Source organism: Pseudomonas sp. NY15374, from assembly GCF_048068255.1.
Taxonomy (GTDB): Bacteria; Pseudomonadota; Gammaproteobacteria; order Pseudomonadales; family Pseudomonadaceae; genus Aquipseudomonas; species Aquipseudomonas machongensis.
In genome coordinates this window covers 36607-62486 of record NZ_JBLUPZ010000004.1, presented here as the reverse complement: position 1 = coordinate 62486, position 25880 = coordinate 36607, and the positions used below count along the sequence as shown (strand labels likewise).

Genomic DNA, 25880 nt, shown 5'->3' with positions numbered 1-25880 from the left:
GCTGCAGTGCAGCCCCGCGACTGGGCCTTAACTCACCCCTGCCACTTGCCGCCTTCGACGATCACGCTCTCAGGCTTGGTGTCATCGCTCAGTTCCTTGCGCACGTACTGGTCATACAGCTTGAGCAGGAACTTCTCCTCACCCAGTTTGGCCAGCTCGGCATTGACCCAGTCACGCAGCTCGGTGTTGCCCTTCTTCACCGCCGGGGCGATCGGAGCTTCGTCGCCCAGCAATTCTGGCAACACGCGGTAGCCTGGGTTCTGCTTGGCCCAGCTGAACAGGATCAGGTTGTCCTGGGCATAGGCATCGCCACGACCATTGGCCAGGGCCTGCAGCGATTCGCTGTTCTTCTCGAACTTGAGCAGCTTCCAATCCGGGTGGTTCTTGGTCAGCCAGATATCGGCGGTGGTGCCGGTGGTGACGATGATGGTCTTGTCGGCCAGGTCATCAAGGGCTTTCACCGGGCTGCCATCGGCGACGATGGCCTGCACCGCCACACGCAGGTTGGGGTTGGTGAAATCGACCGCTTCCTTGCGCTCCGGGGTGACGGTCATGTTGGCGAGGATCAGGTCGACCTTGTCGCTCTGCAGAAATGGAATGCGGCTGGCCGGTTCCACGGCCACGAACTCGACCTTGTTCTCGTCGCCGAGCAGGTCCTTGGCGAAGCGACGACCGATATCGGTGTCGAAGCCCACGTAGCGACCGCTCTCGTCGACGAAGCCGAACGGCGGCTTGTCGGTGAAGACGCCGACGATCAGCTTATCGCGGGCCTTGATGGTTTCCAGGTAGCTGGTGGACGGTGCAGACGTCGCCGCAGCCGACTTGCCCGGCTCGGCGGGTTTGTCGCAACCGGCCAGCAAGGCCAGGCCGAACAGCGGCGCCAGCAGTTTGGTGAAGTGGGCAGTTTTCATGACAGTTCCTTGTGTAGTGTCTTCGGCAGGCTTTCGACGAAGGAGAATTTGTCCAGGAACTGCTGCGCGCGTGCGGTCCGCGGTTGGCTGAAGAAGCTCTCGGGGTCGCTCTGTTCAAGGATCCTGCCGGCCTCCATGAACACGATACGGTCGGCCACCGCACGGGCGAAGGCCATTTCGTGGGTGACGATGAGCAGGGTCATGCCGTCCCGGGCCAGGCCCTGGATCACCTGCAGCACCTCCTTGACCATCTCTGGGTCCAGGGCTGCGGTGACCTCGTCGAACAGCATCACCTGCGGGTTCATGCACAGCGAACGAACGATGGCGATGCGCTGCTGCTGGCCACCCGACAACTGCCGGGGGAAGGCGTCCCGCTTGTCCAGCAACCCCACCCGCGCCAGCAACGCCTCGGCCTGCGCCTGGGCTTCGGCGCGCTCGCGCTTCTGCACCTTGAGCGGGCCGAGCAGCAGGTTGTCGATCACGCTCATGTGGCCGAACAGGTGATAGCTCTGGAACACCATGCCCACCCGTTGGCGGACCTGGCGCCAGTCGGTGCCGGAGCCAAGCAGTTCCTGGCCATCGAGGCGCAGGCTACCGCCATGGGCCTCCTCCAGACCGTTCAGGCAACGCAGCAAGGTGCTCTTGCCGCAGCCACTGGGGCCGAGAATCACCACCACTTCACCGGCCTGAACCTGCAGGTCGACATCCTTGAGCACCTGGTGCTCGCCGAAGAACTTGTTGAAACCCTGGAATTCGATCAATGCGCTCATGAGTGGGCCCAGCGGCGTTCCAGCGCGCGCGAGGCGGCGGAAAGCGGGTAGCAGATGAAAAAGAAGAACAGGAACAGCACGCCGTAGATCAGCACCGACTCGTAGGTGCGCTCGATGATCTGCTGGCCGGCCTTGATGACGTCGACGACGCCGATCAGCACGGCAAGCGAGCTGGTCTTGACGATCCGTGTGTAGATATTGATGGTGGGTGGCGTCATGCGCTTGAGCGCCTGCGGCAACAGCACGTGCCCATACAACTGCAGGCCCGAAAGACCGATCGACAGCCCCGCCTCGCGCTGGCCGCGCGGCAGCGAAGCCAGCGCCCCGCGTACCACCTCGCCCACCTCGCTGGCGCCCCACAGCCCCAGCACCAGCACCGCGCACCAGAAGCTGGGGATGCTCAGCGAAAAGAAGATCGGCAACCCGAAGAACACCAGGTACAGCCAGACCAGCACCGGTATTGCACGAAACAGCTCCAGGTAGACCTGCACGGCGATGTTCACCGCACGCTTGCCCAACGTGGCCAGCACGCCATAGAGCACACCGCCCAGGGTGGCGAAAACGATGCCCAGGGCCGAGATCGCCAGGGTCTGTCCGGCGCCCTTGGCCAGTTGCGGCAAGGACACCAGCAGCAGCTCAATTGCCGAACTGGCCATGTTGCAGCCTCCTTTCGAGGTGGCGCAGCAGGAGCGACAACGGCAGGAACAGCAGCACGCAGAGCAACGTCAGCACTGCGAGCATTTCGTAGGTCTTGTAGTACAGGGCGATGTAGTTCTTGGTGGTGTAGAGGATTTCCGGCACCGCCACCGCCGAGACCACGGTGGTTTCCTTGAGCAGGAAGATGAAGTTGGCGAACAGCGCCGGCAAGCTGAGGATGCCGGCCTGGGGCAGGATCACGTGGCGCAGCAGCTGGCCCTCGGACAAGCCGATGGAGCGCCCGGACTCCAGCTGCGCCCGTGGTACCGCTTCGACACCCGCCCGCAGCACCTCGGTGAGGTAGGCGCCGCCCATGAAGGTCATGGTGATGATCGCCGCAGCGAAGCCGGATACTTTCAAACCCAGTGTCGGCAGTGCGAAATAGACGAAGAACAACTGGATCAGCAGCGGCGTGTTGCGCGCCAGCTCCACATAGCCTTTGACCAGCCGCCACAGGTAGGGGGTGCGAAACACCAGGACGGCGGCATTGAACACGGCGACCAGCAGCGAGGTGGCGATGGCGATCAGCCCGACCTGCAGGGTGACGCCAACGGCCTTGAGGAATGCGGGGAGTGTGCTAAGCATGAAGGCAGTGTCGAAGGTCATGGATAACGCCTCGGCACAGGGTCACGGAGGTACGACATGGGCAAGTTTCCGGGCTCGACGCGAGGTTGGCTCAGCGTCGTGGACGATGAAAAGGTGTGTGCGGGTAAGCACGATGGGTAGACTCTAAAGGCATAAAAATCTTTCTCTAAATACCTTTATTGCATATTGATATCACCCGACGGGCTAACCGGAAATTTCATACATCTGCCACGGATCTTTCCTTCGAAATACCTCTCAAAAGGACTTCAGACTGATCGGCCAACCAGGCTCACACGGACGACAACAATGAACAGCCCAAGCACGCCCGTTTCGAATGAACAGCTTCAGTGGTTGCTGGCCCTGCGCAAGGCGCTTTCCGGGCAGCGTTGAAGGTTTCGGTTTCCAAACGAAAACGCCGACACAGCAGTGTCGGCGTTTTCATGTGAAGCACTAACCGGGCAAATCAGAACGCCGGCAGCACCGCACCTTGGTACTTCTTCTCGATGAAGGCCTTCACTTCAGGGCTGGTCAGGGCCTTGGCCAGCTTCTGGATGGCTTCGCTGTCCTTGTTGTCAGGACGCGCAACCAGGAAGTTCACGTAAGGCGAGTCGCTGCCCTCGATCACCAGCGCATCCTTGGCCGGGTTCAGGCCCGCCTCCAGCGCGTAATTGGTGTTGATCATGTCCAGGTCGACCTGATCCAGCACACGCGGCAGCATGGCCGACTCGAGCTCGCGGAACTTCAGTTTCTTCGGGTTCTCGGCGATGTCTTTCGGCGTCGCCAGGGCGTTCTTCGGATCCTTCAGGGTGATCAGGCCGGCCTTCTGCAGCAGCAGCAGGGCGCGACCACTGTTGCTGCCCTCGTTCGGAATAGCCACGGTGGCGCCTTCCTTGAGCTCCGACAGGCTCTTGACCTTCTTCGAGTAGCCACCGAACGGCTCGACGTGCACGCCGATCACGGTTTCCAGGTGGGTACCCTTGCCTTCGTTGAAGTTCTTCAGATACGGCAGCGTCTGGAAGTAGTTGGCGTCCAGGCGCTTCTGGTCGACTTGCACATTCGGCTGCACGTAGTCGGTGAAGACCTTGATCTGCAGGTCCACACCTTCCTTGGCCAGGGTCGGCTTGATCAGCTCGAGGATTTCGGCGTGTGGCACCGGCGTGGCGGCTACCACCAGTTTTTCGGCGGCGTGAGCCAGGCCGGACAGCGACAGGGCAGCGGCGAGGGCAGTCGTCAGCAGGGTCTTTTTCATGGTGATCCTTGTTATCAAGCTGGGGCCATCGACGATGGCGAAGTCAGGTGCCGCACCGTCTCGACAGTGGGCGTGGAGCGGACGATACCGGGATTTTTTATGCCCTAACAATATCTTTTGATTCGCTGCTTATTCCAAAAACAAAAAGCCATCACCCACTTTGCTTATGAGCCGTCGGCGACCGCTCTAGCGCGCGGATGTATTCAGTTCGACCAGGCTTCGCTCCAGCAATTCGCGCAAGGCGGCAAGCGTACCTGGCTCACGGCTGCGCCCCAGTTGCGCGAGTTGGCTGGCCAGACGGGTCAGGGGCGCGCGCTCGGGCAGGTCCAGATGCTGCGGGAGAATTTCATCGCCCTCGGCCACCAGCAGGGCAAAGTGGATGACGTTCTCCAGCTCGCGGGTGTTGCCGGGCCAGGCATGGGCTTCCAGCGCTTGCTGCGCCGCTTCGCTGATCAGCGGCACGCTGCGTTCCAGGCGCACGCTGTAGATGCCGACGAAGTATTCGGCCAGCGGCAGGATGTCCCCGACCCTCTGGCGCAGCGCTGGCAGCTCCAGTTCGCCCTCGCGCAGATAGAGGTACAGCCGCTCGTTGAAGCGCCCGGCACGCACTGCCTGGGCCAGGTCGATGCTGGAGGCGGCCACCAGGCGCACATCCACGGCCTGTGGCTGGTGGGCGCCGACCCGGGTGACCTCGCGGTTTTCCAGTGCCGCCAGCAGCTTGCCCTGGATGGCCAACGGCAGGTCGGCGATCTCGTCCAGGTACAAGGTGCCGCCATTGGCCGAACCGAACCAGCCTGCGCGACTGCTGGCCGTGCCGCCATGGGTACCGGCGCTGTAGCCGAACAGCTCGGCATCGGCGTAGGTGTGGCTGATGCCTGCGCAATTGACCGAGACGAACAGCCCCGCGCGATCGCTGGCGCGGTGGATCTGCCTGGCCAGCAGCTCCTTGCCGGTGCCGGTCTCACCACGGATCAGCACCGGCAGCGGTTGCGGCGCCAGGCGTTCGAGCGCTTCGCGCAGTTGCTGCGAACGTGCATCGACGAATACCAGCGCCTTGGCACGGATACTCAGCGGGCTCTTGTCCAGCTCGGGGAACGTCAGCAGCGGCTGGCCGAAGGGATTGTTGAAACTCATGGAAAACTCCCGCCCCGGCCGCAGGCGACCGGGGAGTCAGCGAAATCGGTTGAGACCAGGTCAGGCGCGGCGCAGGGAGCGCTGCTCGATCCGGCCTTGCAGGCGATACAGATAAGCGAAGCCCTGTTCCCAGCGCTCGTGACCGGATTTGACGTTGATGTGCCCGGCATTGCTCAACAGCCCCGCTTCCGCACCCCAGGCCTTGGCCAGGTACAGTGCACGCGGCACGCTGACGGCCGGATCGTTGTCCGAGCTGACCACCTGGCTGGGGAACGGCAGCGTGTGCAGCGGGATGGGCGCAAAGTTGCGCAAGGCCGGCGCGCAGGTCGGCCGTTCGACGTCCGCTGGCGCCACCAGCAGCGCCCCTCGCACCCGGCGCAGCAGCGCATGGCTGGCCTGCGCGGCCCAGTGGGCGACGGTGATGCAGCCCAGGCTGTGGGCGATGAGGATCACCGGCGAGCGTTCGGCGGCAATCGCCTGCTCAAGCGCCTGCACCCAGTCGCGCCGCTGCGGGGTGAGCCAATCTCGCTGCTCGACCCGGGCGCTGTTGGGCAGGCTGCGCTGCCAGTGGCTTTGCCAATGATTGTCTGGCGATCCTTGCCAGCCCGGCACAATCAGGTAACGAATCGACTCATTGCGCATGGGGACGCCTCCTTGGAAGTTTGCGTGCTTGGGAACCAAGTATAGGGAGGCAGTTATATTCGTAAAGGAATAAGAAGCTATTTATTAATAACCATAATCAAGGTAATTGCACGCCCCTTTGCAGGAGCGGGCTTGCCCCGCGATGACGTCCGCCTGGGCAACATCGTCGCCTGCGTGGACGCCATCGCGGGGCAAGCCCGCTCCTACAGGGAGGTGCATAAAAAAAGGGCCATCCCCTGCCAAGAGAAATGGCCCTGAAGCACTTGCCTGAAGAGGGTATTGCCGATCAACGCGCGGTGATCACCGCCAGCTTGCTGATCCCGGCACGTTCGATGGCCGCCATCGCCCGCGCCACTTCGCCGTAGTTGACACCGTCGTCAGCCTGCAGCTGTACACGCACATCCGCGTCCTTTTCCCTGGCCGCCTTGAGGTTGGTTTCCAGCAGGTCCGGCTGGATCTCATCCTTGTTGATGAACAGCTTGCCGCCGCCATCGATGCTCACCACCAGCGGGTCTTTCTGCTCCACCGGCGCGACGGCCTCGGTCTTGGGCAAGTTGATCGGGATGGCGTTGGTCAGCAGCGGCGCGGTGACGATGAACACCACCAGCAGCACCAGCATGACGTCCACCAGCGGCGTGACGTTGATTTCACTGAGGACTTCGTCGCTGTCCTGGGTCGAGAACGCCATGTCAGGAAGCCTCCTTCACCGGCTGGCCGAAACCGGCCTGGGCTTTTTGCAGGGTCGGGTGAACCAGGACGCGGAAGGCACTCTTCTGCGCCAGGCTGTAGAAGTCGTGGGCGAAGTCGTCGAGGTCGGCAGCGGTCAGCTTGAGGCGACGCAGGAAGTAGTTGTAGACCAGCACCGCCGGCACCGCGACGGCGATACCCACGCCCGTGGCGACCAGCGCCGCGCCGATCGGGCCGGCCACGGTTTCCAGGCTGGCGGAACCGGCAGCGCTGATGCCCTTGAGCGCTTCCATGATGCCCCACACGGTGCCGAACAGACCGATGAACGGCGAGGTGCTGCCAATACTGGCGACCACGGCCAGGCCGGTTTCCAGCGAACGACGCTCACGCACGATCTGCTGGCGCAGGGCGCGCTCGAGGCGGTCCTGATGATTGATCGCATGGCTCAGGTCGGCCGCCTGGCCCGGCTCGCCGACGGCGATGGCGGCATAACCGGCCTGGGCGACGCGGGCCGCAGGGCCTGGCTGCTCGTGGCTGATCTCGGCTGCCGAGTCGAGGCTTGAAGCGGCCCAGAACTGGGCATGGAAGCGCTTGTCCTGGTTCTTCAGCCGCACGAACTGCACGACCTTGACCAGGGCCAACGCCCAGGTGACCACGGAAAAACCAACCAGCAGCCAGATGACGGCGCTTTCAACGGATTCGAGAGGGGATGCCAACAGGCTCATGATGAAGTCTTCCTATGTTCGGTTCGATGGCGCGAGTTAACGAAGCTTGAAATCGATCGGGACGCTGACCCAGCCCACCTGGGCCACGTCACCCTGCTTGGCCGGCACGAAGCTCCAGCGCTTCACCGCAGCGAGCGCGGCAGCATCCAGGGCATCGCGGCCGCTGGTCTTCTGGATCTGGATCTGCCCCGGCTTGCCGCTAGGCAGTACCTCCACCCGCAACAACACGGTGCCTTCCCAGCCACGGCGCTGGGCCAGTTGCGGGTATTCCGGCGCCGGGTTCTTCAGGTACGCGGCGTTGGCTGAAGCGGGCGTGACCGGTGCCGGTGCTGGTGGTGCAGGTGCCGGAGCAGGCGGTGCAGGCGCTGGGGTCGGTGCCGGTGGTGGCGCCTCGACCGGTTTGGGCTGCGGCTTGGGTACGGGCTTTGGCACCGGTTTTGGTTTAGGTACCGGCTTCGGTGCAGGCTTGGCGGCCAACTCATCGACCACCGGTGGTGGTGGCGGTGGCGGCTCGACCACAGGCACAGGCGGTGGCGGCTCGACGACCGGCGGCGCCGGGGCGGCGAACTCGATGGTCATCGGCGGAATCTCTGGCGGAATCACCGGCAGCTCGGGGGTTGGTCGCTGACTGACCCAGTAGGCCGCAGCGCCATGCAGGACCAGCACCAGCAACCCCAGCGCCAGCTTGTCGCGACGCTTGAGACCACTGACCGGCGTGCGCTGCAGGCGCAGCTGCGCCAGCGGCAGGCGAAGCGTGCGTCCAAGCTCGACCAGGTCGCCCGGGGCCGGGCGCCATGGCTGGTCGTAGGCCCTCGCGGCCGTCTGGACATTACCCATTGAATCGACTCCTGGAAACGTGATGCAGGTCTTCGGACCTTGGCCGGTCCTCGTGGCTGAATCATCCATTCCAGGGGCTTATCTCTGAAAGTAATGTTTAAAATTAAAGCTATGCCTTTATCGAATATAAGATTTTAGGGGTTCCCGCAAAGCCGCGTGGCACAAGGGCTGTAACGATGATCGGGAAAAATCATGCACGTGCGGCATGCAAAATATTCGTGGAAGGTATCGAAATCCGGCGAGGGCTGCGCGGCCCTTCGCGGGCAAGCCCGCTACTACAGGCACAGCGCTGTCCTTGAAGCCGAGGGGGAGCCTGTGGGAGCGGATTTACTCGCGAAGGGCTGCGCAGGAGCCCCGACCTTCGCCCAGGCAATAAAAAACCCGGGCTGCAAACCCGGGTTTTTCATGCACTCGGCAGCTTAGATATCCGCCACCTTCTGCCAGACCTTCGGCCGGAAGAACAGGGTCTCGCCGCGCGCAAGCCCGGTCAGGCTGTCGTGGTCCTTGACCACTTCAGCCTCGATCAGCTCGCTCTGCCCCTCGACCTTCAGCGTCACTCGGGTGGTCGCGCCCAGCGGGCGAATGTCGCGGACTTCGGCAGCGTGGTGGCCCTCGGTCTCATGGCGCGACAGCGACACCTCGTGAGGACGGAACAGCACATGGTTGCCCTCGCTCAAGGCCAGGCGGTTGGAATCGCCGAGGAAGTGGTAGACGAAGTCGTTGGCCGGTTTCTCGTACACCTCGCCCGGCGAGCCGATCTGTTCGATCACGCCCTTGTTCATCACCACGATGCGGTCGGCCACTTCCATGGCCTCTTCCTGATCGTGGGTGACGAACACCGAGGTCAGGTTGATATCCTCGTGCAACCGCGCCAGCCAGCGGCGCAGCTCCTTGCGCACCTTGGCATCGAGGGCGCCGAACGGCTCGTCGAGCAGCAGCACCTTCGGCTCCACCGCCAGGGCACGGGCCAAGGCGATACGTTGGCGCTGGCCCCCCGACAACTGCTCGGGATAGCGGTCGGCGAGCCAGTCGAGCTGGACCATGTTCAGCAACTCATGGACCTTCTCGGCGATCTTGCTCTCGCTCGGACGTTCGCCCTTGGGTTTCATGCGCAAGCCGAAGGCGACGTTGTCGAACACGCTCATGTGGCGGAACAGCGCATAGTGCTGGAACACGAACCCGACGTTGCGATCGCGCACATCGTGGCCCGAGACGTCCTCGCCGTGGAACACGATGCTGCCGTCATCCGGCGTCTCCAGGCCGGCGATGATGCGCAGCAGGGTGGTCTTGCCGCAGCCGGAGGGGCCGAGCAGCGCGACCAGCTCACCGCTGTGGATATCCAGGTTGATGTTGTTCAGGGCCTGGAAACTGTTGAAGCGCTTGCTGACGTTACGAACTTCGATCGACATGACTTATTCCTCCGCTGCGCTGTGGCGCAGGCGGTTAATACGGTTCTCGCTCCACTGCTTGAGCAGCAGGATGAAGAGCGCCAGGATCAGCAACAGGCTGGCCACGCTGAAGGCCGCGACATGGTTGTACTCGTTGTAGAGGATCTCCACATGCAGCGGCAAGGTGTTGGTGACGCCGCGGATATGGCCGGAGACCACCGACACCGCACCGAACTCGCCCATGGCCCGCGCGGTACACAGCACCACGCCGTAGATCAGGCCCCATTTGATGTTCGGCAGGGTGACATGCCAGAACATCTGCCAGCCGTTGGCGCCCAACAGGCGCGCGGCCTCTTCCTCTTGCGTGCCCTGCTCCTGCATCAGCGGGATCAGCTCACGGGCGACGAAAGGCACGGTGACGAAAATGGTCGCCAGCACGATGCCCGGCAGGGCGAATACGATCTGGATATCGTGGTCCTGCAGCCAGGGGCCGAGCAGGCCCTGGGCGCCGAACATCAGCACGTAGACCAGGCCAGCGATCACCGGCGAGACCGAGAACGGCAGGTCGATCAGGGTGACCAGCAAGCTCTTGCCGCGGAAGCTGTACTTGCTCACGCACCAGGCGGCGCTGACCCCGAACACCAGGTTCAGCGGCACCGAGATGCCCACCGCAAGCAGCGTCAACTTGAGCGCCGAAAGCGCATCAGGCTCGAAGATCGCCTCGAAGAAGGTGCCGAAGCCATTCTTCAGCGCCTGGGACACCACGATCACCAGCGGCAGCAGCAGGAACAGCGCGAACACCAGCCAGCCAAGGCCGATCAGTACGCGGCGCGAAGTGGCGCTGCCACGGCGCGCGGCATTGGCGGCGGAGCTTGCAGTTATGGATGACGAAGACATGACCGGGCCTCCTTCAAGGGGTTTCGATGCGCCGCTGAAGCAGGTTGATCAGCAGCAGCAGGATGAAGGAAACCACCAGCATCAGCACGCCGATGGCCGTGGCGCCGGTGTAGTCGTACTGGTCGAGCTTGACCATGATCAGCAGCGGCAGGATCTCGGTCTTCATCGGCATGTTGCCGGCGATGAAGATCACCGAACCGTACTCGCCCACGCCCCGGGCGAATGCCAGGGCGAAGCCGGTCAGCCAGGCCGGCAGCAGTGCCGGCGCCAGCACATGGCGGAACACCTGCAACGGCTTGGCGCCCAGGCAGGCGGCGGCCTCCTCGACCTCACGCGGGATGTCCGCCAGCACCGGCTGCACCGTACGCACCACGAACGGCAGCGTGACGAAGGTCAGGGCCAGGGTGATGCCCAGCGGGGTGTAGGCGATCTTGAAGCCCAGGTCGGTGGCGAACTGGCCGACCCAGCCCGCAGGGGCGTACAGGGCAGTCAGGGCGATACCGGCGACGGCGGTGGGCAGGGCGAACGGCAGGTCGATCATCGCTTCGATGATCTTGCGCCCGGGGAAGGTGTAGCGCACCAGCACCCAGGCCAGCAGGGTGCCGATCACGCCATTGATGATGGCGGCGAACAGGGCGGTACCGAAACTCAGCTTGAGCGCCGCGATGACCCGCGGTGCACTGATGATGTTCCAGAACTGCTCCCAGGTAAGCTGCGAGGCATGAATGAACATGGCCGCCAGCGGTATCAGCACGATCAGGCTGAGGTACACCAAGGTGTAGCCCAGCGTCAGCCCGAAGCCGGGTATGACGGGGGAGATGCGACGTGACATAAATATCCCTGGTTGAACGCACTTGGCCCGGAAGAATCCCGGGCCGGTGCAAACTTTTGAATCCTGGGGCTGCTGCGCAGCCCATTCGCGGCACAAGGCCGCTCCTGCAGGGATCGCGTTCCCCTGCAAGAGCGGCCCCGCTGTCCTCGGGCCTTACTGCGCCTGGTAGATCTGGTCGAACACACCGCCGTCGTTGAAGAACTTCGGCTGAGCAGTTTTCCAGCCACCGAAGTCCTTGTCGATAGTCACCAGGTCAAGTTTCGGGAACTGCTTGGCGAATTCGGCGGCGACTTTCTCGTCACGCGGACGGTAGAAGTTTTCCGCAGCGATCTTCTGCCCAGCAGGGCTGTACAGGTGTTTCAGGTATTCGGTGGCGATCGCGGTGTTGCCCTTCTTCTCGGCGTTCTTGTCGACCACCGCCACTGGCGGTTCGGCGAGGATCGACAGCGACGGCACGACGATCTCGAACTTGTCGCTGCCACCGTCTTCCTTCAGTGCCAGGAAGGCTTCGTTTTCCCAGGCCAGCAGGACATCGCCCTGGCCGTTGTTGACGAAGGTGATGGTCGAGCCGCGGGCGCCGGTATCCAGCACCGGTACGTGCTTGAACAGTTCCTGCACGTACTCTTTGGCCTTGGCTTCGCTACCACCGGATTTCAGGCCATAGGCCCAGGCGGCGAGGAAGTTCCAGCGCGCGCCGCCGGAGGTTTTCGGGTTCGGAGTGATGACCGAGACGTCTTTCTTGACCAGGTCACCCCAGTCCTTGATGCCTTTCGGGTTGCCCTTGCGCACCAGGAACACGATGGTCGAGGTGTAGGGGGTGCTGGCATCCGGCAGACGGGTCTGCCAGTTCTCCGGCAGGGTCTTGCCGAGCTTGGCGACTTCGTCGATGTCGCCAGCCAGGGCCAGGGTCACCACGTCGGCGCGCAGGCCGTCGATTACCGCGCGGGCCTGCTTGCCCGAGCCGCCGTGCGATTGCTGGATCTTCACCTTGTCGTCCGGATGCGTCTGCTGCCAGTGCTTGATGAATTCGGCGTTGTACTGCTGGTACAGCTCACGGGTCGGGTCATAGGACACGTTGAGCAGTTCGTAATCCTTGGCGATGGCGGAACCGGCAAAAACGGCACTGGCCAGAGCGGCGAGCGCATAACGGCGGATGGACATGGTGAAGCTCCCGATTGGCATTTTTTCTAGTTGGATGTGTCGGAGTCAGCCGGACTTGTTGCCGGGCTGCTGCAGGCGGAATTTCTCCTTGCGCTCGATCTGCACGACCTGAGCGTTGTGCACGGTGATCTCCACTGCACCGAAGCGCAGGTCGCGCAGCGCGCTCTGGATTTCACGCAGAATGGTGGCTTCGTCCTGACCGTCGATGCTACGCAGAGATGCACTCATGCTCGTTCTCCATTGAGTAAGGGTGCCGGGCAGAGGAAGGGGATTGCGCCTGGCTTGAGGGCAATCTTAGTGACGGCGGGATATTCTTAAAAATACTGTTTAAGAATGTTTATATAACTGAATTACTGAACAGCCCAGTAGGTGGCTGTGGGAGCGGGCTTGCCCGCGAATGCCGTGGTGCAGCCACTGTTGCATTCGCGGGCAAGCCCGCTCCTACAGGGGGCGAGGCTTCAATTCTGCGCCTGCGGCTCTCGGATCTTGTACCAGGCCACGTAGAGCGCCGGCAGGAACAGCAAGGTCAGCAGCGTTGCGCTGATGATCCCGCCGATCATGGCGTAGGCCATCGGGCCCCAGAACACCTCGCGGGCGATGGGGATCATCCCCAGGCTGGCCGCGGCGGCCGTGAGCAGGATCGGCCGGCGCCGATGGTTGGTCGCCTCGACCACCGCGTCCCAAGGTGAGTAGCCCTGGGCCTCGAATTCGTCGATCTGGGTCACCAGGATCACCGAGTTGCGGATGATGATGCCGATCAGCGCAAGAATCCCGAGGATCGCAACGAAGCCCATCGGCGTTCCCGTCGGCACCAGCGCCAGGACCACGCCGATCAGCCCCAGCGGCGCCACGCTGACCACCAGGAACAGCTTCTGCACACTGTGCAACTGGATCATCAGGAAGGTCGCCATCAGGAACAGCATCAGCGGAATCACCTGAGCGATCGGCCCCTGCGCCTTGCCGCTCTCCTCCACGGTGCCGCCGGTGGCTACTTCGTAACCGGCCGGCAGCGAAGCGGCGAACTCTTCGATCTTCGGCTTGAGCTGGGCCACCAGATCGGTGGGCTGGATCTCGCCGTTGACCGACGCCTTTATGGTGATCGTCGGCTTGCGGTCACGCCGCCAAACCAATGGCTGTTCGAGCTCGTAGCGCACCGTGGCGAACGACAGCAAGGGGATCGAGGTGCCGCTGGGGCTGACGATCTGCAGGTTCTGCAGGGTATCGGGCGAGCCGCGCTCACTGTCCTTGGCGCGCGCGACCACGTCCACCAGGTAGATCTGGTCGTTGACCTGGGTCACCGGTGCACCGGTGACGATGCTGTTCATCACGTTGGCGACGTCTTCGGACGACAGGCCCAGTTGGCGCGCCTTATCCTGGGCGATCTCGACCCGCAGGACTTTGCCGGGCTCGTTCCAGTCGTACATCATCTCGCCAATGTTGGGGTTCTGGTCGAGCAGGGTCGCAAGGTCGATGGCGTGCTTGCGCACCTGGTCGATATCCTTGCCGCTGACCCGGTACTGGATCGGACGCCCCACTGGAGGGCCCATCTCCAGCGATTGCACATTGGTGCCGATGCCGACGAAATCATTGCGCAGCCGCTCCTGCAGCTTGGGAATCAACGTGTTGCGCTGCTCCAGCCCCTTGCTGACGATGACCAGTTGCGCGTAGTACGGGTTCTGCAACTGCTGGTCGAGCGGCAGGTAGAAACGCACCGCGCCCTGGCCGATATAGGTACTCCAGTGGTCGATGTCCGGATCGTCCTTGAGGGTGGCCTCCAGGCGATCGACCGCACGACGGGTTTCCTGGATCGACGCGTTCTGCGGCAGGTTCAGTTCCAGCAGGATCTCCGGGCGATCCGAAGACGGGAAGAACTGGTTCTGCACGAACCGCATGCTAAACACCGCCAGGGCGAACAGCACCACGGTGCCAACGATGGTCAGCCAGCGGTTGCGCATGCACCACAGCAAGCCGCTTTCGAAGGCGCGGCCGATGCGGCCGGGTTCCTCATCATGGGGTTTGACCTTGCTGCTGAGGATATGCACGCCCAGCACCGGCGCGAAGAACACCGCCACCACCCACGACACCAGCAGCGCCACCGCGATCACCGCGAACAGGGTGAAGGTGTATTCGCCCGCAGAGCTGGCGTTCAGGCCGATGGGCACGAAGCCGGCAACGGTGACCAAAGTGCCGGTGAGCATCGGGAATGCCGTCGAGGTATAGGCATAGGTCGCCGCGTCGTTCTTGCTCTCGCCCATCTCCAGGCGCGTGACCATCATCTCTACGGTGATCATTGCATCGTCGACCAGCAGGCCCAGGGCGATGATCAATGCACCCAGCGAGATGCGCTGCATGGTGATGCCGCTGTACTCCATGAACACGAAAACCATCGCCAGCACCAGCGGGATCGAACAGGCCACCACCAGGCCTGCGCGTATGCCCAGGCTGATGAAACTGACCACCAGCACGATGATCACCGCCTCGAACAGCGCACTGGTGAAGCCGCCCACGGCGTCCTCGACTACCACGGCCTGGTTCGACACGGTATGCACGCCCACACCCACCGGCAGCTCAGCGGTGATGCTGTCCATCTTGTCGCGCAGTGCCTTGCCGAACGCCTGGATGTTGCCACCCTTCTTCATGCCGATCGCCAGGCCGATGGCCGACTGGCCGTTGTAGCGGAACATGGGGGCGGGCGGATCCTGGAAACCGCGCTCGATATCGGCGATGTCGGCCAGGCGGAAGAAGCGGTCGTTGATTCTCAGGTTGACCACCTGCAGGTCCTTCTCCGAGGCGAACTGGCCGGTGGTGCGCACCGAGATGCGCTCTGGTCCGGCTTCGATCACCCCGGCCGGAGTCACCGCATTCTGCGATTGCAGCGCCTGCATCACCTGGCGCTGGTCGATGCCCAGCGCCGCCAGCTTGCGGGTGGAGAAGTTCAGGTACAGCACTTCATCCTGCACGCCGATGGTTTCGACCTTGCCGATATTCGGCACCTCGCGCACTTCGGCGCGCACCTGCTCGACGTAATCGCGCAACTGGCGCAGGTCCAGGCCATCGGTGGTGAAGGCGTAGATCGAGCCGAACACATCACCGAACTCGTCGTTGAAACCCGGCCCTTGCAGGCCCTGGGGGAATTCACCGCGGATGTCCTGGATCTTCTTGCGCACCTGGTACCAGATCTGCGGGATATCCTCGGCCTGGGTGGTATCGCGCAGGTAGACGAAAACCGTCGACTCGCCGGGCCGGGTGTAGCTCTTGACGTAGTCGAGCGAGTCCAGCTCCTCGAGCTTCTTCTCGATCCGGTCGGTCACCTGGTAAAGGGTTTCGTCCTGGGTCGCACCGGGCCAGCGGGTCTGGATCACCATGGTCTTGATGGTGAAGGACGGGTCTTCTTCCCGGCCCAGGTTCATGTAGGAGAACACGCCCATCAGCAAGGCGACGAACATCAGGTACCACACGAAGGACTGGTGCTTCAGGGCCCAGTCCGACAGGTTGAAGCTTCCTTTCATCGTGCGTCCTCGTCGAATTTGACCTGCTGGCCCGGCTTCAAGCTGTTCACACCCGCCGTCACCACCCGTTCGCCCGGCTGCACACCGGCGCCCAGCACAACGCGCCGTTCGCTGCGCTCCACGAGTGTGACCTCACGGGTGGACACGGTCTTGTGCTGCGGATCGACCACCCAGACCTGGGTCTTGCCGTCTCGCTCCAGCAGGGCGGTGGCCGGCAGCTCGGTGCGCGGCGCGATCGCCGAGCTGAGCGTGACGCTGATAGCGGTGCCGAGGTGGAACGCCTGCGGCGTACTGGCCAGGCTTAGCCGCGCACGTCGGGTGCGGGTAGTGGCATCGGCCTGCGGCTCAAGCTCGCGCAGCGTGGCGGTGGTGCTGATGGCCGGCTCCAGTTGCGATGCCACGGTGAACACCAGCGACGGGGTCAACTGCTCGGCGACTGAGATCGGCAGGTCAATCACCGCCTCCTTGACGTCCGGGCGCGCCAGCGTGACCACTTCCTGGCCGGCACTGACCGTCTGCCCGGCTTCGGCGCGCCAGGCCGTGACCACGGCGCCATGGTCGGCCTTGAGCGTGCTGTAGCCGAGCTGGTCGCGTGCCTGGCTGACCGCCGAACGGGCCTGCTCGAGCGAGGCGCCGGTGGTCTTCAGGTCGGTCTGGGCAATGTCCAGCTGGGCCTGGGCGCCGACGCCGCGGTCATACAACTGCTGCTGGCGGCGGGCATTGGCCTGGGCGTTGATCCATTGCGCCTGGACTCGCGCCAGGTCGCCTTCGGCGGCGCGCAGCTGGTTCTGCTGGTCGGTGGGATCGAGGGTGGCCAGGGTGTCGCCCGGTTTTACCTGCGCGCCCACGTCCACCCAGCGCCTCGCAATGCGCCCGGACACTCGGAAGCCCAGGGTGCTTTCAAAGCGTGCCTGGATGGTGCCCGCAAAACGACCGAGCTGCGACTGCATCTGTGGCTCGACCAGGGTCGATAGCACCGGCCGTACGGGCTCGGGCGCCGGCTCATCGCCCTTGCAACCGGGCAGCAGGGTGGCTGCGGCAAGCAACACCAGCAAGGGTCTCATGGCTCACCTCCGGGGCTCTTGGCGTCGACTTTCTGCACCTGCATACCCGGATGCAGCACCTGGCCGCCACTGACCACCACGGTTTCGCCGCTTTTCACGCCGTCGCTGATGACGATGCGTCCGGTGAGATAACGCGCCACCTGGACCTTGCGCAGTTCGACCTTGTCGCCCTCGCCCACCACCCACACCGCCGGCTCATGCAGCGCCTTGGTCAGCGCCGACCAGGGCAATTCGATGCTTGGGCGCCCCTGGGCGTGAGCCGTGGCGGTTACCGGCGAGCCCAACTGCATGGCAGCCGGCACGTTACGCAGCGCCACCTTGACCTGCACCGTACCGCTCTCGGCAGACACCGTCGGGGTGATCTCGCGAACCCGTCCTTCGGCCTGCACCTTGGGGTTATCCACAAGCCGGACGATCACGCCCTCGTCGCTGGGTGGCGACACCAGCAGCGACTCATAGACGTTGAAGACGGCATCACGATCGCCGTCGGTGGCCAGGCTGAAGATCGGCATGGTCGCCTGCACTACCTGGCCAACCTCGGCCTGGCGCGCGGTGATCACCCCATCCGCCTCGGACACTAGGTCGGTGTAGCTCAATTGCTCGCGGGCATTGGCCAGTTGTGCCTGGGCCGCCTTGAGCGCGCTCTGGCTGCTGCGCAGGGCAGCTTCAGCCGAGTCGTATTCACTCTGGCTGGTGTAGCCCTTGGGCAACAGTTTCTGCTGACGCACGAAGGCGGCGCGGGTCTGGGTGACCCTCGCCTGCTCGGCGAATACCTCGGCCTTGGCTGAGTCGACATTGTTCTGCAGGTCTTTCGGGTCCAGGCGCGCCAGCACCTGGTTGGTCTTGACGTGGTCGCCCACGTCGACGCTGCGGGCGATGATCTTGCCGCCCACGCGAAATGAAAGGTCGGTCTGTACGCGCGCCTGCACATCACCGGTGAGGGTGACGTTGGCGGCGAAATCGGTAGGTTCGACCCGTGCCACGCCGACGCGTGGCAGTTCAGGGCTGGACGCCTGTTCCTTGCAGCCTGACAGCACTGACAACAACCCCAGGCAAACAACCAACAGCGCACGCGTAAACGTCATGCAGGCTCCTTGCTTGCGCGCAAATGATTCGTGGGATGCGACTGTCAGCGTAGTCCAGGGTTCAATAAACGGCACTGGTGGGGTTCGGCTTTGGATCGGCGGGGAAGCCTTCGCGGGTAAACCCGCTCCTACAGGGGGGTGGGCCTGTGGAAGCGGCGAAAAGGCCACTGCAAAATCCGGAAACCATGACTGGCGCCAAGGTCGGAACAGCACCGCTAACCTCCCAAGGTCAATTTCATGGAGGAAATTCGATGCCCCTGGCCCATTCCCACCGCCTGCGCCGCGGCCGCTGCTCAGAGCCTGGTAGGTGCTTCCTGCTGACTGCCGTCACACACGAACGACAACCACTGTTCCACGACCTGCGCAGCGCCCGGTTGGTGGTGAAACAGCTACGCCAGTCCGATCAGGAAAACGCCAGCCGCACGCTGGCCTGGGTGCTGATGCCGGACCATCTGCACTGGTTGATCGAATTGAGGGGGGTGACGCTTGGGAGTTTGATGCGCAGGTTCAAGTCGCGCAGCGCTATCACCCTGCGCAAGGCCGGAGTGCGGCATGTGCCGATCTGGCAGCCGGGGTATCACGACGCGGCTTTGCGCAAGGAGGAGGATGTACTGCAGGCAGCCAGATACATCATCGCTAATCCGCTGAGAGCAGGGCTGGTCAGCAGTGTGCGGGAGTATCCGCATTGGGATGCGGTCTGGCTTTGAGTCGGTGGTGAAGCCTTCGCGGGCAAGCCCGCTCCTACAACTGGACCTGTAGGAGCGGGCTTGCCCGCGAAAGGGCCGGTCAGGCCGACGCAGCAACCTGTGCCGGACGCCGTACCTGCGGTTGGCCGACGTTCGCTGCAGCACCTTCCTCGATGGCTTGCTGGATCGCCCGGCGGCGGCGTTCTTCGGCGCGACGGCTGAAGTACCAGACCAGGAAGGTCACCAACGACACCGACAGCAGGATCAGGCTGGCCACGGCGTTGATCTCGGGCTTCACACCCAGACGCACGGCCGAGAACACTTCCATCGGCAAGGTGGTCGAGCCCGGGCCGGACACGAAGCTGGCCAGCACCAGGTCATCCAGCGACAGGGCGAACGACATCATGCCGCCTGCTGCCAGAGAAGGCGCGATCATCGGGATGGTGATCAGGAAGAACACCTTCCACGGCTTGGCACCCAGGTCCATCGCCGCTTCCTCGATCGACAGGTCCAGCTCACGCAGGCGAGCCGACACCACCACCGCCACATACGCGGCACAGAAGGTGGTGTGGGCGATCCAGATGGTGACGACGCCACGCTCCTGCGGCCAGCCGATCATCTGCGCCATGGCCACGAACAGCAGCAACAGGGACAGACCGGTGATCACCTCCGGCATGACCAGCGGCGCGGTGACCAGGCCACCGAACAGCGTGCGGCCCTTGAAGCGAGTGACCCGGGTCAGCACGAAGGCCGCCAGGGTGCCCAGCGCCACCGCGGCCACTGCCGTGTAGCAGGCGATCTCCAGCGAGCGCATCACCGAACCCATCAATTGGGTGTTGTCGAGCAGACCGACGTACCACTTCACCGACCAGCCGCCCCACACCGTCACCAGCTTCGAGGCGTTGAACGAGTAGATCACCAGGATCAGCATCGGCAGGTAAATGAACAGCAAGCCGAGCACCAGCATCAGCTTGGAGAAACTGAAGCGCTTCATGCCCGACCCTCCATCTCTTTGGCCTGGCTGCGGTTGAACAGCAGGATCGGCACGATCAGGATCGCCAGCATCACCACTGCCAGCGCGGATGCCACCGGCCAGTCACGGTTGTTGAAGAATTCCTGCCACAGCACTTTACCGATCATCAGGGTTTCCGGACCGCCGAGCAGTTCAGGGATCACGAACTCGCCCACCACCGGGATGAACACCAGCATGCAACCGGCGATGATGCCGTTCTTCGACAGCGGCACGGTGATCTTCCAGAAGCTGTTGAAGGTGCTCGAGCCCAGGTCGCTCGCAGCTTCCAGCAGGCTCTGGTCATGCTTCACCAGGTTCGCGTACAGCGGCAGGATCATGAATGGCAGGTACGAATAGACCACGCCGATATACACCGCCAGGTTGGTGTTGAGGATCTGCAGCGGCTGATCGATCAGCCCGGTCCACAGCAGGAAGCTGTTGAGCAACCCGTTGTTGCTGAGGATGCCCATCCAGGCATAGACGCGGATCAGGATCGCGGTCCAGGTCGGCATCATGATCAGCAGCAGCAAGACCGTCTGCATCTCCTTCTCGGCCTTGGAGATGGCGTAGGCCATCGGGTAGCCGATCAGCAGGCACAGCAAAGTGCTGAAGAAGGCGACCTTGAGCGAGCCAAGGTAGGCCGAGATGTACAGGTCATCCTCGGTGAGCAGGCCATAGTTGGCCAGGTTCAGCACCAGCTGGATCTTGTCCTCGACGTAGGTGTAGATCTCCGTGTACGGCGGGATCGCCACGTCGGCTTCGGCGAAGCTGATCTTCAGCACGATGAAGAACGGCAGCATGAAGAACAGGAACAGCCAGATGAACGGCACGCCGATCACCAGATGGCGTCCCTCGGGGATGATGCGCTGGAGGGCTCGTTTGAGCTTTCGCGGTTTCATGAGCGCAGTACCACGCCGCTGTCGTCTTCCCACCACACGTAGACTTCATCGCCCCAGGTCGGGCGGGCGCCCTGGCGTTCGGCGTTGGCGACGAACGACTGGACGATCTTGCCGCTCGGCAGCTCGACGTAGAACACCGAGTGACCGCCCAGGTAGGCGATGTCGTGGACCTTGCCGCGCGACCAGTTATGCTCGAAATCGGGCTGCGTCGTCGTCACCAGCAGCTTCTCTGGGCGCAGCGCATAAGTGATGTGCTTGTCTTCGACCGAGGTGGTGACACCGTGGCCGACGTAGATCTTGCGCTCGAGCTCCGGCGAGGCGATCAGCGCGTGGCCTTCGGCGTCGTCGATCACTTCACCTTCGAACAGGTTGACGTTGCCGATGAACTCGCACACCAGGCGACTGGTTGGCGTCTCGTAGATATCCACAGGCGAGCCGATCTGGGCGATCCAGCCCAGGTGCATGATGGCGATGCGCTGGGCCATGGTCATGGCCTCTTCCTGGTCGTGGGTCACCATCACGCAGGTCACACCGACCCGCTCGATGATCTCGACCAGCTCCAGCTGCATCTGCGAACGCAGTTTCTTGTCCAGCGCGCCCATCGGCTCGTCGAGCAGCAGCAGTTTCGGACGCTTGGCCAGCGAGCGGGCCAGGGCCACGCGCTGACGCTGGCCGCCGGAGAGCTGGTGCGGCTTGCGCTTGGCGTACTGGGTCATGTGCACCAGCTTGAGCATCTCGGCCACGCGTGCTTCGATGTCGGCCTTGGGCATCTTGTCCTGCTGCAGGCCGAAGGCGATGTTCTGCGCCACGGTCATGTGCGGGAACAGCGCATAGGACTGGAACATCATGTTGATCGGCCGCTCGTAGGGCGGCATGTCGGTGATGTCGACACCGTCGAGGAAGATCCGACCTTCGGTCGGGCGCTCGAAGCCTGCAAGCATCCGCAGCAAGGTGGATTTGCCGGAACCGGAGCCGCCCAGCAGGGCGAAGATCTCGCCTTTGCGGATTTCCAGGGACACATCGTCCACGGCGATGGTTTCGTCGAACTTCTTCGTGACCCGGTCGATCTTGACCAGCACCTGCTTGGGCTGCTGGTCACCCTCGAGGGCTTTCTTATAGGCACCGGAGGCAACTGCCATGAGTGAAACTCCCAACAAGATTTTTGTGCCCGAACGGCCTGTGTGCAGGGCCGCGTCGGGTCTGGATTTTTACTTGCCCGACTTGACCTTGGTCCAGCTGCGGGTCATCAGACGTTGCACCTTGGGGGGCAACTCCGCGTTGACGAACATCTTGTCCAGCACTTCCTGCGGTGGGTAAACCGCAGCGTCAGTTCTCACAGCCTGGTCCATCAGGTCGCCAGCCTTGGGGTTGGGGTTGGCATAACCGACGTAATCACTGACCTGGGCGATAACCTCAGGTTTCAGCAAATAGTTGATGAAGGCGTGGGCCTCTTTCACGTTCTTGGCGTCCTTGGGAATCGCCAGCACGTCGAACCAGAGGTTGCCGCCTTCCTTGGGAATGGCGTAGGCCAGGTTCACGCCCTTCTTGGCTTCTTCGGCACGGGCCTTGGCCTGGAATACATCGCCGGAGAAGCCTGCCGCGACGCAGATGTCGCCGTTGGCCAGGTCGGTGATGTACTTGGACGAGTGGAAGTAGGTCACGTACGGGCGTACCGCCAGCAGCTTCTTCTCGGCCTTGGCGTAATCCTTTGGATCGGTGCTGTTGGGGTTGAGCCCCATGTAGTTGAGCACCGCCGGGAGCATCTCGTCCGCCGAGTCGAGGAAGGCCACACCGCACTTGGAGAGCTTCTTCATGTTCTCGGGTTCGAACAGCACCGCCCAGGAGTCGATCTTGTCCACGCCCAGCGTGGCCTTGACCTTGTCGACGTTGTAGCCGATGCCGTTGGTGCCCCACAGGTAAGGCACGGCGTACTGGTTGCCCGGATCGTTCTTTTCCAGGCGCTTCATCAGCGCCGGGTCCAGGTTGGAATAATTGGGCAGCAGATGCTTGTCGAGCTTCTGGAACGCGCCCGCCTTGATCTGCTTGCCGAGGAAATGGTTGGACGGCACCACTACGTCATAGCCGGTGTTACCGGCCAGCAGCTTGCCTTCCAGGGTTTCGTTGGAGTCGAAGACATCCTGCACGGGCTTGATGCCCGTCTCTTTCTCGAAATCCGCGAGCGTGGTCGGGCCGACATAATCGGACCAGTTGTAGAAGTGCACCGTGGGCGCCGCTTGAACGCTGCAGGCCAGCGTCAGACCTGCTCCAGCCATCATGGCCTTGCGCAATACAGAAATAGACAAGTGGTTGGTCCTCACAATCAGAGCCTTCGGTGGCGGCTGGGAGCAGCCGTACACGCAAAACCGGCGCGCAACTTACCTGCGTGGCTGGGATGTCGCAATCGACAATCGAGGTTTATGCCCCCTGGGCCGGAAAACCCCGACCCAGAGAGCCCCGCATCGGGCTTACTTGCCCGACTTGATCTTGGTCCAGCTACGGGTGATCAAACGCTGGGCGGCCGCTTCAGGAGCAGCGATCGCGTACAGCTGTTTCTTCACATCAGCCGGCGGATAGATGCTCGGGTCGCTGGTGATGTCCTTGTCGACGAACTGGGTCGCGGCCTTGTTGCCGTTCGGGAAGCGCACGGCGTTGGTGATCTCGGCCATGACTTCCGGTTGCAGCAGGAAGTTCATGAACTGGTAGGCGGCATCTTTATGCTCGGCATCTTTCGGGATGGCGACCATGTCGTAGAAGGTACCAGCGCCTTCTTTCGGAATGATGTAGTCCAGCTTGACCTTGTCGCCGGCTTCGTGGGCGCGGGCCTTGGACTGCTCCAGGTCGCCCGAGTAGCCGACGGCCACGCAGATGTTGCCGTTGGCCAGGTCGCCGATGTACTTGGAGGAGTGGAAGTAGGTGATCGAAGGACGGATCTTCAGGAACAGGTCCTCGGCCGCCTTCAGGTCTTCCTTGGTGGTGCTGTCGGTCGGCTTGCCCAGGTAATGCAGCGCGGCCGGAAGCATTTCGGTCGGCGCATCGAGGAAGCTCACGCCGCAGCTCTTGAGCTTGGCGATGTTCTCCGGCTTGAACACGGCGTCCCACGAATCGATCTTGTCCACGCCCAGCGCGGCCTTGACCTTGGCCGGGTTGTAGCCGATGCCGATGGAGCCCCACATGTACGGGAAGGCGTACTTGTTGCCTTTGTCGCTGGCGTCGCCAACGGCCTTGAGCAGGTCTTCGTCGAGGTTCTTCCAGTTCGGCAGCTTGGAGCGGTCGAGCTCCTCGTAAACGCCGGCCTTGATCTGCTTGGCCAGGAAGTTGTTGGACGGCACGACGATGTCGTAGCCCGACTTGCCTGCCAGCAGCTTGGCTTCCAGGGTTTCGTTGCTGTCGAAGACGTCGTACTTGACCTTGATGCCGGTCTGCTTCTCGAACTTGGCGATGGTGTCCGGAGCGATGTAGTCCGACCAGTTGTAGACGTTCAGCACCTTGTCTTCAGCGTGAACAGCAGTGGCCATGGCACCCATCAGGGCGGCGGCCAGCAACGTCTTGCCCATTTTCTTCATGCGTTATGCTCCAGAATTTTTTTAGTAGCCATCTGTTCAGCTGCCAGGTCCCGTGGTGCAAGCGCTGGACGACTGAAACAACCGCTAGTCTGGCAAGTTACAAGGCGCTGTTTCAAGGAAAGCAGGGCCTTGTAACGACTTAATGTCACATCGCTAGCCTAGCAAACGCCTATCGAATCGCTTCCAGGGTCAGATCCAGGCACTTGCGCGCCTTTTCCACCAGTTCGTCCACTTCTTCGCGGCTTATTACCAGCGGCGGCGCGATGATCATGGTGTCGCCCACTGCGCGCATGATCAGGCCGTTGTCGAAACAGAAGTTGCGGCAAACCATGCCCACGCCCTTGCCTTCGTAACGGCTGCGGGTCGCCTTGTCCTTGACCAGCTCGATTGCGCCGAGCAGGCCCAGGCCGCGTACCTCGCCCACCAGCGGGTGGTCTTGCAGTTCGCGAAGACGTTTTTGCAAGTACGGTGCCACTTCCGTGCGTGCGCGCTCGACGATCTTCTCGTCACGCAGGATGCGCAGGTTTTCCAACCCCACCGCCGCTGCCACCGGGTGGCCGGAGTAGGTGAAGCCGTGGTTGAAATCGCCACCTTCGCTGAGCACCTTGGCCACCTTGTCACGCACGATCACACCGCCCATGGGGATGTAACCGGAGGTCAGGCCCTTGGCGATGGTCATCAGGTCAGGCTTGAGGTCGTAATAATCGGAGCCGAACCACTCGCCGGTGCGGCCAAAGCCGCAGATCACTTCGTCGGCGACGAACAGGATGTCGTAGCGGGCGAGGATCTCCTTGATCTTCGGCCAGTAAGTCTCGGGTGGAATGATCACCCCGCCGGCGCCCTGGATCGGCTCGGCGATAAAGGCGGCGACGTTGTCTTCGCCAACTTCCAGAATCTTCTTCTCCAACTGCTCGGCAGCCCACACCCCGAATTCATCCGGGGTCATGTCGCCGCCCTCGCCGAACCAGTACGGCTGCGGGATGTGCACGATACCCGGGATCGGCAAGCCACCCTGCTCGTGCATGCCGCTCATGCCGCCAAGGCTGGCGCCAGCGACGGTGGAGCCGTGGTAGCCGTTGACCCGGCCTATGAGCGTCTGCTTGTTCGGCTTGCCCTTGAGCGCCCAGTAGTGGCGAACCATGCGCAGCACGGTGTCGTTGCCCTCGGAGCCGGAGCCGGTGAAGAACACATGGCTCATGCCTTCGGGTGCCACGTCGGTAATGGCCTTGGCCAGTTCCAGTGCCGGCGGATGCGCGGTCTGGAAGAACAGGTTGTAGTAAGGCAGCTGGCGCATCTGCTTCTCTGCCGCCTGGACCAGTTCTTCGCGACCATAGCCGACCGCCACGCACCACAGGCCGGCCATGCCATCGAGGATCTTGTGCCCCTCGCTGTCCCACAAATGCACACCCTGGGCCTTGGTGATGATGCGCGGCCCCTTCGCCTTCAGTTGCTTATAGTCGCTGAAGGGTGCCAGGTGGTGCTCGCCGCTCAGGTTTTGCCATTCACGGGTTTGCGGGTTGTTGACGCTCATCTGCTTCTCCACTATCC

The 25880-nt window shown here is 62.8% G+C and carries 25 protein-coding genes; 1 reads left to right on the top strand and 24 read right to left on the bottom strand.

Annotated features, from left to right (window positions below; genetic code table 11):
- Window positions 1-32 precede the first annotated feature (32 nt).
- The 18 genes from ACNFHO_RS11150 to ACNFHO_RS11065 form a co-directional block, all read right to left on the bottom strand.
- Entirely contained in the window at window positions 33-911 is an 879-nt protein-coding gene (locus tag ACNFHO_RS11150; RefSeq protein WP_054891111.1) for a transporter substrate-binding domain-containing protein, read from the bottom strand.
- Window positions 908-1681 (bottom strand): amino acid ABC transporter ATP-binding protein, encoded by a 774-nt coding sequence (locus ACNFHO_RS11145; RefSeq protein ID WP_063541717.1) that lies wholly within the window; start codon window positions 1679-1681, stop codon window positions 908-910. The genes ACNFHO_RS11150 and ACNFHO_RS11145 overlap by 4 nt, the downstream gene beginning before the upstream one ends.
- Window positions 1678-2337, bottom strand: coding sequence for an amino acid ABC transporter permease (locus tag ACNFHO_RS11140; protein ID WP_416766280.1), 660 nt, complete (start codon window positions 2335-2337; stop codon window positions 1678-1680). The genes ACNFHO_RS11145 and ACNFHO_RS11140 overlap by 4 nt, the downstream gene beginning before the upstream one ends.
- A complete protein-coding gene (locus tag ACNFHO_RS11135) occupies window positions 2318-2983 on the bottom strand; it encodes an amino acid ABC transporter permease (protein WP_065864006.1) in 666 nt (221 codons plus the stop codon). Before ACNFHO_RS11135 ends, ACNFHO_RS11140 begins: the two co-directional genes overlap by 20 nt.
- A gap of 442 nt (window positions 2984-3425) precedes the next feature.
- Entirely contained in the window at window positions 3426-4211 is a 786-nt protein-coding gene (locus ACNFHO_RS11130) for a MetQ/NlpA family ABC transporter substrate-binding protein (protein ID WP_112899459.1), read from the bottom strand.
- Between the two features lie 186 nt (window positions 4212-4397).
- Entirely contained in the window at window positions 4398-5345 is a 948-nt protein-coding gene (locus ACNFHO_RS11125) for a sigma 54-interacting transcriptional regulator (protein ID WP_151926463.1), read from the bottom strand.
- A gap of 60 nt (window positions 5346-5405) precedes the next feature.
- Window positions 5406-5987, bottom strand: coding sequence for an alpha/beta hydrolase (locus ACNFHO_RS11120; RefSeq protein ID WP_416766277.1), 582 nt, complete (start codon window positions 5985-5987; stop codon window positions 5406-5408).
- 286 nt (window positions 5988-6273) lie between these two features.
- Window positions 6274-6675: an ExbD/TolR family protein gene (locus ACNFHO_RS11115; protein ID WP_054891104.1), complete on the bottom strand. Its 402-nt coding sequence runs from the start codon at window positions 6673-6675 to the stop codon at window positions 6274-6276.
- Between the two features lies 1 nt (window position 6676).
- A complete protein-coding gene (locus ACNFHO_RS11110) occupies window positions 6677-7399 on the bottom strand; it encodes a MotA/TolQ/ExbB proton channel family protein (RefSeq protein ID WP_054891103.1) in 723 nt (240 codons plus the stop codon).
- 36 nt (window positions 7400-7435) lie between these two features.
- Complete coding sequence (locus ACNFHO_RS11105; protein ID WP_063541728.1) at window positions 7436-8236, bottom strand: energy transducer TonB; 801 nt, start codon at window positions 8234-8236, stop codon at window positions 7436-7438.
- A gap of 419 nt (window positions 8237-8655) precedes the next feature.
- A complete protein-coding gene (locus ACNFHO_RS11100; RefSeq protein WP_054891101.1) occupies window positions 8656-9645 on the bottom strand; it encodes a sulfate/molybdate ABC transporter ATP-binding protein in 990 nt (329 codons plus the stop codon).
- 3 nt (window positions 9646-9648) lie between these two features.
- The gene (cysW, locus tag ACNFHO_RS11095) at window positions 9649-10521 is read right to left on the bottom strand and encodes a sulfate ABC transporter permease subunit CysW (RefSeq protein ID WP_125931150.1); all 873 of its coding nucleotides are present in this window, start codon (window positions 10519-10521) and stop codon (window positions 9649-9651) included.
- A gap of 13 nt (window positions 10522-10534) precedes the next feature.
- A complete protein-coding gene (cysT, locus tag ACNFHO_RS11090; protein WP_054891099.1) occupies window positions 10535-11353 on the bottom strand; it encodes a sulfate ABC transporter permease subunit CysT in 819 nt (272 codons plus the stop codon).
- 153 nt (window positions 11354-11506) lie between these two features.
- The gene (locus tag ACNFHO_RS11085; protein WP_416766273.1) at window positions 11507-12514 is read right to left on the bottom strand and encodes a sulfate ABC transporter substrate-binding protein; all 1008 of its coding nucleotides are present in this window, start codon (window positions 12512-12514) and stop codon (window positions 11507-11509) included.
- A gap of 45 nt (window positions 12515-12559) precedes the next feature.
- Entirely contained in the window at window positions 12560-12742 is a 183-nt protein-coding gene (gene oscA / locus ACNFHO_RS11080; RefSeq protein WP_016489716.1) for a sulfur starvation response protein OscA, read from the bottom strand.
- A 230-nt stretch (window positions 12743-12972) separates the two neighbouring features.
- On the bottom strand, window positions 12973-16023 hold the full coding sequence (locus tag ACNFHO_RS11075) for an efflux RND transporter permease subunit (protein ID WP_414154490.1): 3051 nt from the start codon (window positions 16021-16023) through the stop codon (window positions 12973-12975).
- On the bottom strand, window positions 16020-17087 hold the full coding sequence (locus ACNFHO_RS11070; RefSeq protein WP_416766270.1) for an efflux RND transporter periplasmic adaptor subunit: 1068 nt from the start codon (window positions 17085-17087) through the stop codon (window positions 16020-16022). The genes ACNFHO_RS11075 and ACNFHO_RS11070 overlap by 4 nt, the downstream gene beginning before the upstream one ends.
- Window positions 17084-18172, bottom strand: coding sequence for an efflux RND transporter periplasmic adaptor subunit (locus ACNFHO_RS11065; RefSeq protein ID WP_416766268.1), 1089 nt, complete (start codon window positions 18170-18172; stop codon window positions 17084-17086). The genes ACNFHO_RS11070 and ACNFHO_RS11065 overlap by 4 nt, the downstream gene beginning before the upstream one ends.
- Before the next feature lie 251 nt (window positions 18173-18423).
- On the opposite strand from ACNFHO_RS11065, the gene ACNFHO_RS11060 reads away from it, so the two are divergent.
- On the top strand, window positions 18424-18879 hold the full coding sequence (locus tag ACNFHO_RS11060; RefSeq protein WP_054894980.1) for an REP-associated tyrosine transposase: 456 nt from the start codon (window positions 18424-18426) through the stop codon (window positions 18877-18879).
- 79 nt (window positions 18880-18958) lie between these two features.
- Here ACNFHO_RS11060 and ACNFHO_RS11055 read toward each other — a convergent pair whose 3' ends face one another.
- The 6 genes from ACNFHO_RS11055 to ACNFHO_RS11030 form a co-directional block, all read right to left on the bottom strand.
- Complete coding sequence (locus ACNFHO_RS11055) at window positions 18959-19852, bottom strand: ABC transporter permease subunit (RefSeq protein ID WP_054894981.1); 894 nt, start codon at window positions 19850-19852, stop codon at window positions 18959-18961.
- Window positions 19849-20730 (bottom strand): ABC transporter permease subunit, encoded by an 882-nt coding sequence (locus ACNFHO_RS11050; RefSeq protein WP_172964842.1) that lies wholly within the window; start codon window positions 20728-20730, stop codon window positions 19849-19851. The genes ACNFHO_RS11055 and ACNFHO_RS11050 overlap by 4 nt, the downstream gene beginning before the upstream one ends.
- A 35-nt stretch (window positions 20731-20765) precedes the next feature.
- Window positions 20766-21908, bottom strand: coding sequence for an ABC transporter ATP-binding protein (locus ACNFHO_RS11045; protein ID WP_054894983.1), 1143 nt, complete (start codon window positions 21906-21908; stop codon window positions 20766-20768).
- 69 nt (window positions 21909-21977) lie between these two features.
- Window positions 21978-23072, bottom strand: coding sequence for a polyamine ABC transporter substrate-binding protein (locus ACNFHO_RS11040; RefSeq protein ID WP_063541738.1), 1095 nt, complete (start codon window positions 23070-23072; stop codon window positions 21978-21980).
- A 162-nt stretch (window positions 23073-23234) separates the two neighbouring features.
- The gene (locus ACNFHO_RS11035; RefSeq protein WP_063541740.1) at window positions 23235-24332 is read right to left on the bottom strand and encodes a polyamine ABC transporter substrate-binding protein; all 1098 of its coding nucleotides are present in this window, start codon (window positions 24330-24332) and stop codon (window positions 23235-23237) included.
- A 169-nt stretch (window positions 24333-24501) separates the two neighbouring features.
- Window positions 24502-25863: an aspartate aminotransferase family protein gene (locus ACNFHO_RS11030; protein WP_416766265.1), complete on the bottom strand. Its 1362-nt coding sequence runs from the start codon at window positions 25861-25863 to the stop codon at window positions 24502-24504.
- Window positions 25864-25880: the final 17 nt, after the last annotated feature.

Coding starts and splice junctions, on each gene's coding strand:
- ACNFHO_RS11150 (WP_054891111.1), bottom strand. CDS start 911: ATGAAAACTGCCCACTTCACCAAACTGCTGGCGCCGCTGTTCGGCCTG.
- ACNFHO_RS11145 (WP_063541717.1), bottom strand. CDS start 1,681: ATGAGCGCATTGATCGAATTCCAGGGTTTCAACAAGTTCTTCGGCGAG.
- ACNFHO_RS11140 (WP_416766280.1), bottom strand. CDS start 2,337: ATGGCCAGTTCGGCAATTGAGCTGCTGCTGGTGTCCTTGCCGCAACTG.
- ACNFHO_RS11135 (WP_065864006.1), bottom strand. CDS start 2,983: ATGACCTTCGACACTGCCTTCATGCTTAGCACACTCCCCGCATTCCTC.
- ACNFHO_RS11130 (WP_112899459.1), bottom strand. CDS start 4,211: ATGAAAAAGACCCTGCTGACGACTGCCCTCGCCGCTGCCCTGTCGCTG.
- ACNFHO_RS11125 (WP_151926463.1), bottom strand. CDS start 5,345: ATGAGTTTCAACAATCCCTTCGGCCAGCCGCTGCTGACGTTCCCCGAG.
- ACNFHO_RS11120 (WP_416766277.1), bottom strand. CDS start 5,987: ATGCGCAATGAGTCGATTCGTTACCTGATTGTGCCGGGCTGGCAAGGA.
- ACNFHO_RS11115 (WP_054891104.1), bottom strand. CDS start 6,675: ATGGCGTTCTCGACCCAGGACAGCGACGAAGTCCTCAGTGAAATCAAC.
- ACNFHO_RS11110 (WP_054891103.1), bottom strand. CDS start 7,399: ATGAGCCTGTTGGCATCCCCTCTCGAATCCGTTGAAAGCGCCGTCATC.
- ACNFHO_RS11105 (WP_063541728.1), bottom strand. CDS start 8,236: ATGGGTAATGTCCAGACGGCCGCGAGGGCCTACGACCAGCCATGGCGC.
- ACNFHO_RS11100 (WP_054891101.1), bottom strand. CDS start 9,645: ATGTCGATCGAAGTTCGTAACGTCAGCAAGCGCTTCAACAGTTTCCAG.
- cysW (WP_125931150.1), bottom strand. CDS start 10,521: ATGTCTTCGTCATCCATAACTGCAAGCTCCGCCGCCAATGCCGCGCGC.
- cysT (WP_054891099.1), bottom strand. CDS start 11,353: ATGTCACGTCGCATCTCCCCCGTCATACCCGGCTTCGGGCTGACGCTG.
- ACNFHO_RS11085 (WP_416766273.1), bottom strand. CDS start 12,514: ATGTCCATCCGCCGTTATGCGCTCGCCGCTCTGGCCAGTGCCGTTTTT.
- oscA (WP_016489716.1), bottom strand. CDS start 12,742: ATGAGTGCATCTCTGCGTAGCATCGACGGTCAGGACGAAGCCACCATT.
- ACNFHO_RS11075 (WP_414154490.1), bottom strand. CDS start 16,023: ATGAAAGGAAGCTTCAACCTGTCGGACTGGGCCCTGAAGCACCAGTCC.
- ACNFHO_RS11070 (WP_416766270.1), bottom strand. CDS start 17,087: ATGAGACCCTTGCTGGTGTTGCTTGCCGCAGCCACCCTGCTGCCCGGT.
- ACNFHO_RS11065 (WP_416766268.1), bottom strand. CDS start 18,172: ATGACGTTTACGCGTGCGCTGTTGGTTGTTTGCCTGGGGTTGTTGTCA.
- ACNFHO_RS11060 (WP_054894980.1), top strand. CDS start 18,424: ATGCCCCTGGCCCATTCCCACCGCCTGCGCCGCGGCCGCTGCTCAGAG.
- ACNFHO_RS11055 (WP_054894981.1), bottom strand. CDS start 19,852: ATGAAGCGCTTCAGTTTCTCCAAGCTGATGCTGGTGCTCGGCTTGCTG.
- ACNFHO_RS11045 (WP_054894983.1), bottom strand. CDS start 21,908: ATGGCAGTTGCCTCCGGTGCCTATAAGAAAGCCCTCGAGGGTGACCAG.
- ACNFHO_RS11035 (WP_063541740.1), bottom strand. CDS start 24,332: ATGAAGAAAATGGGCAAGACGTTGCTGGCCGCCGCCCTGATGGGTGCC.
- ACNFHO_RS11030 (WP_416766265.1), bottom strand. CDS start 25,863: ATGAGCGTCAACAACCCGCAAACCCGTGAATGGCAAAACCTGAGCGGC.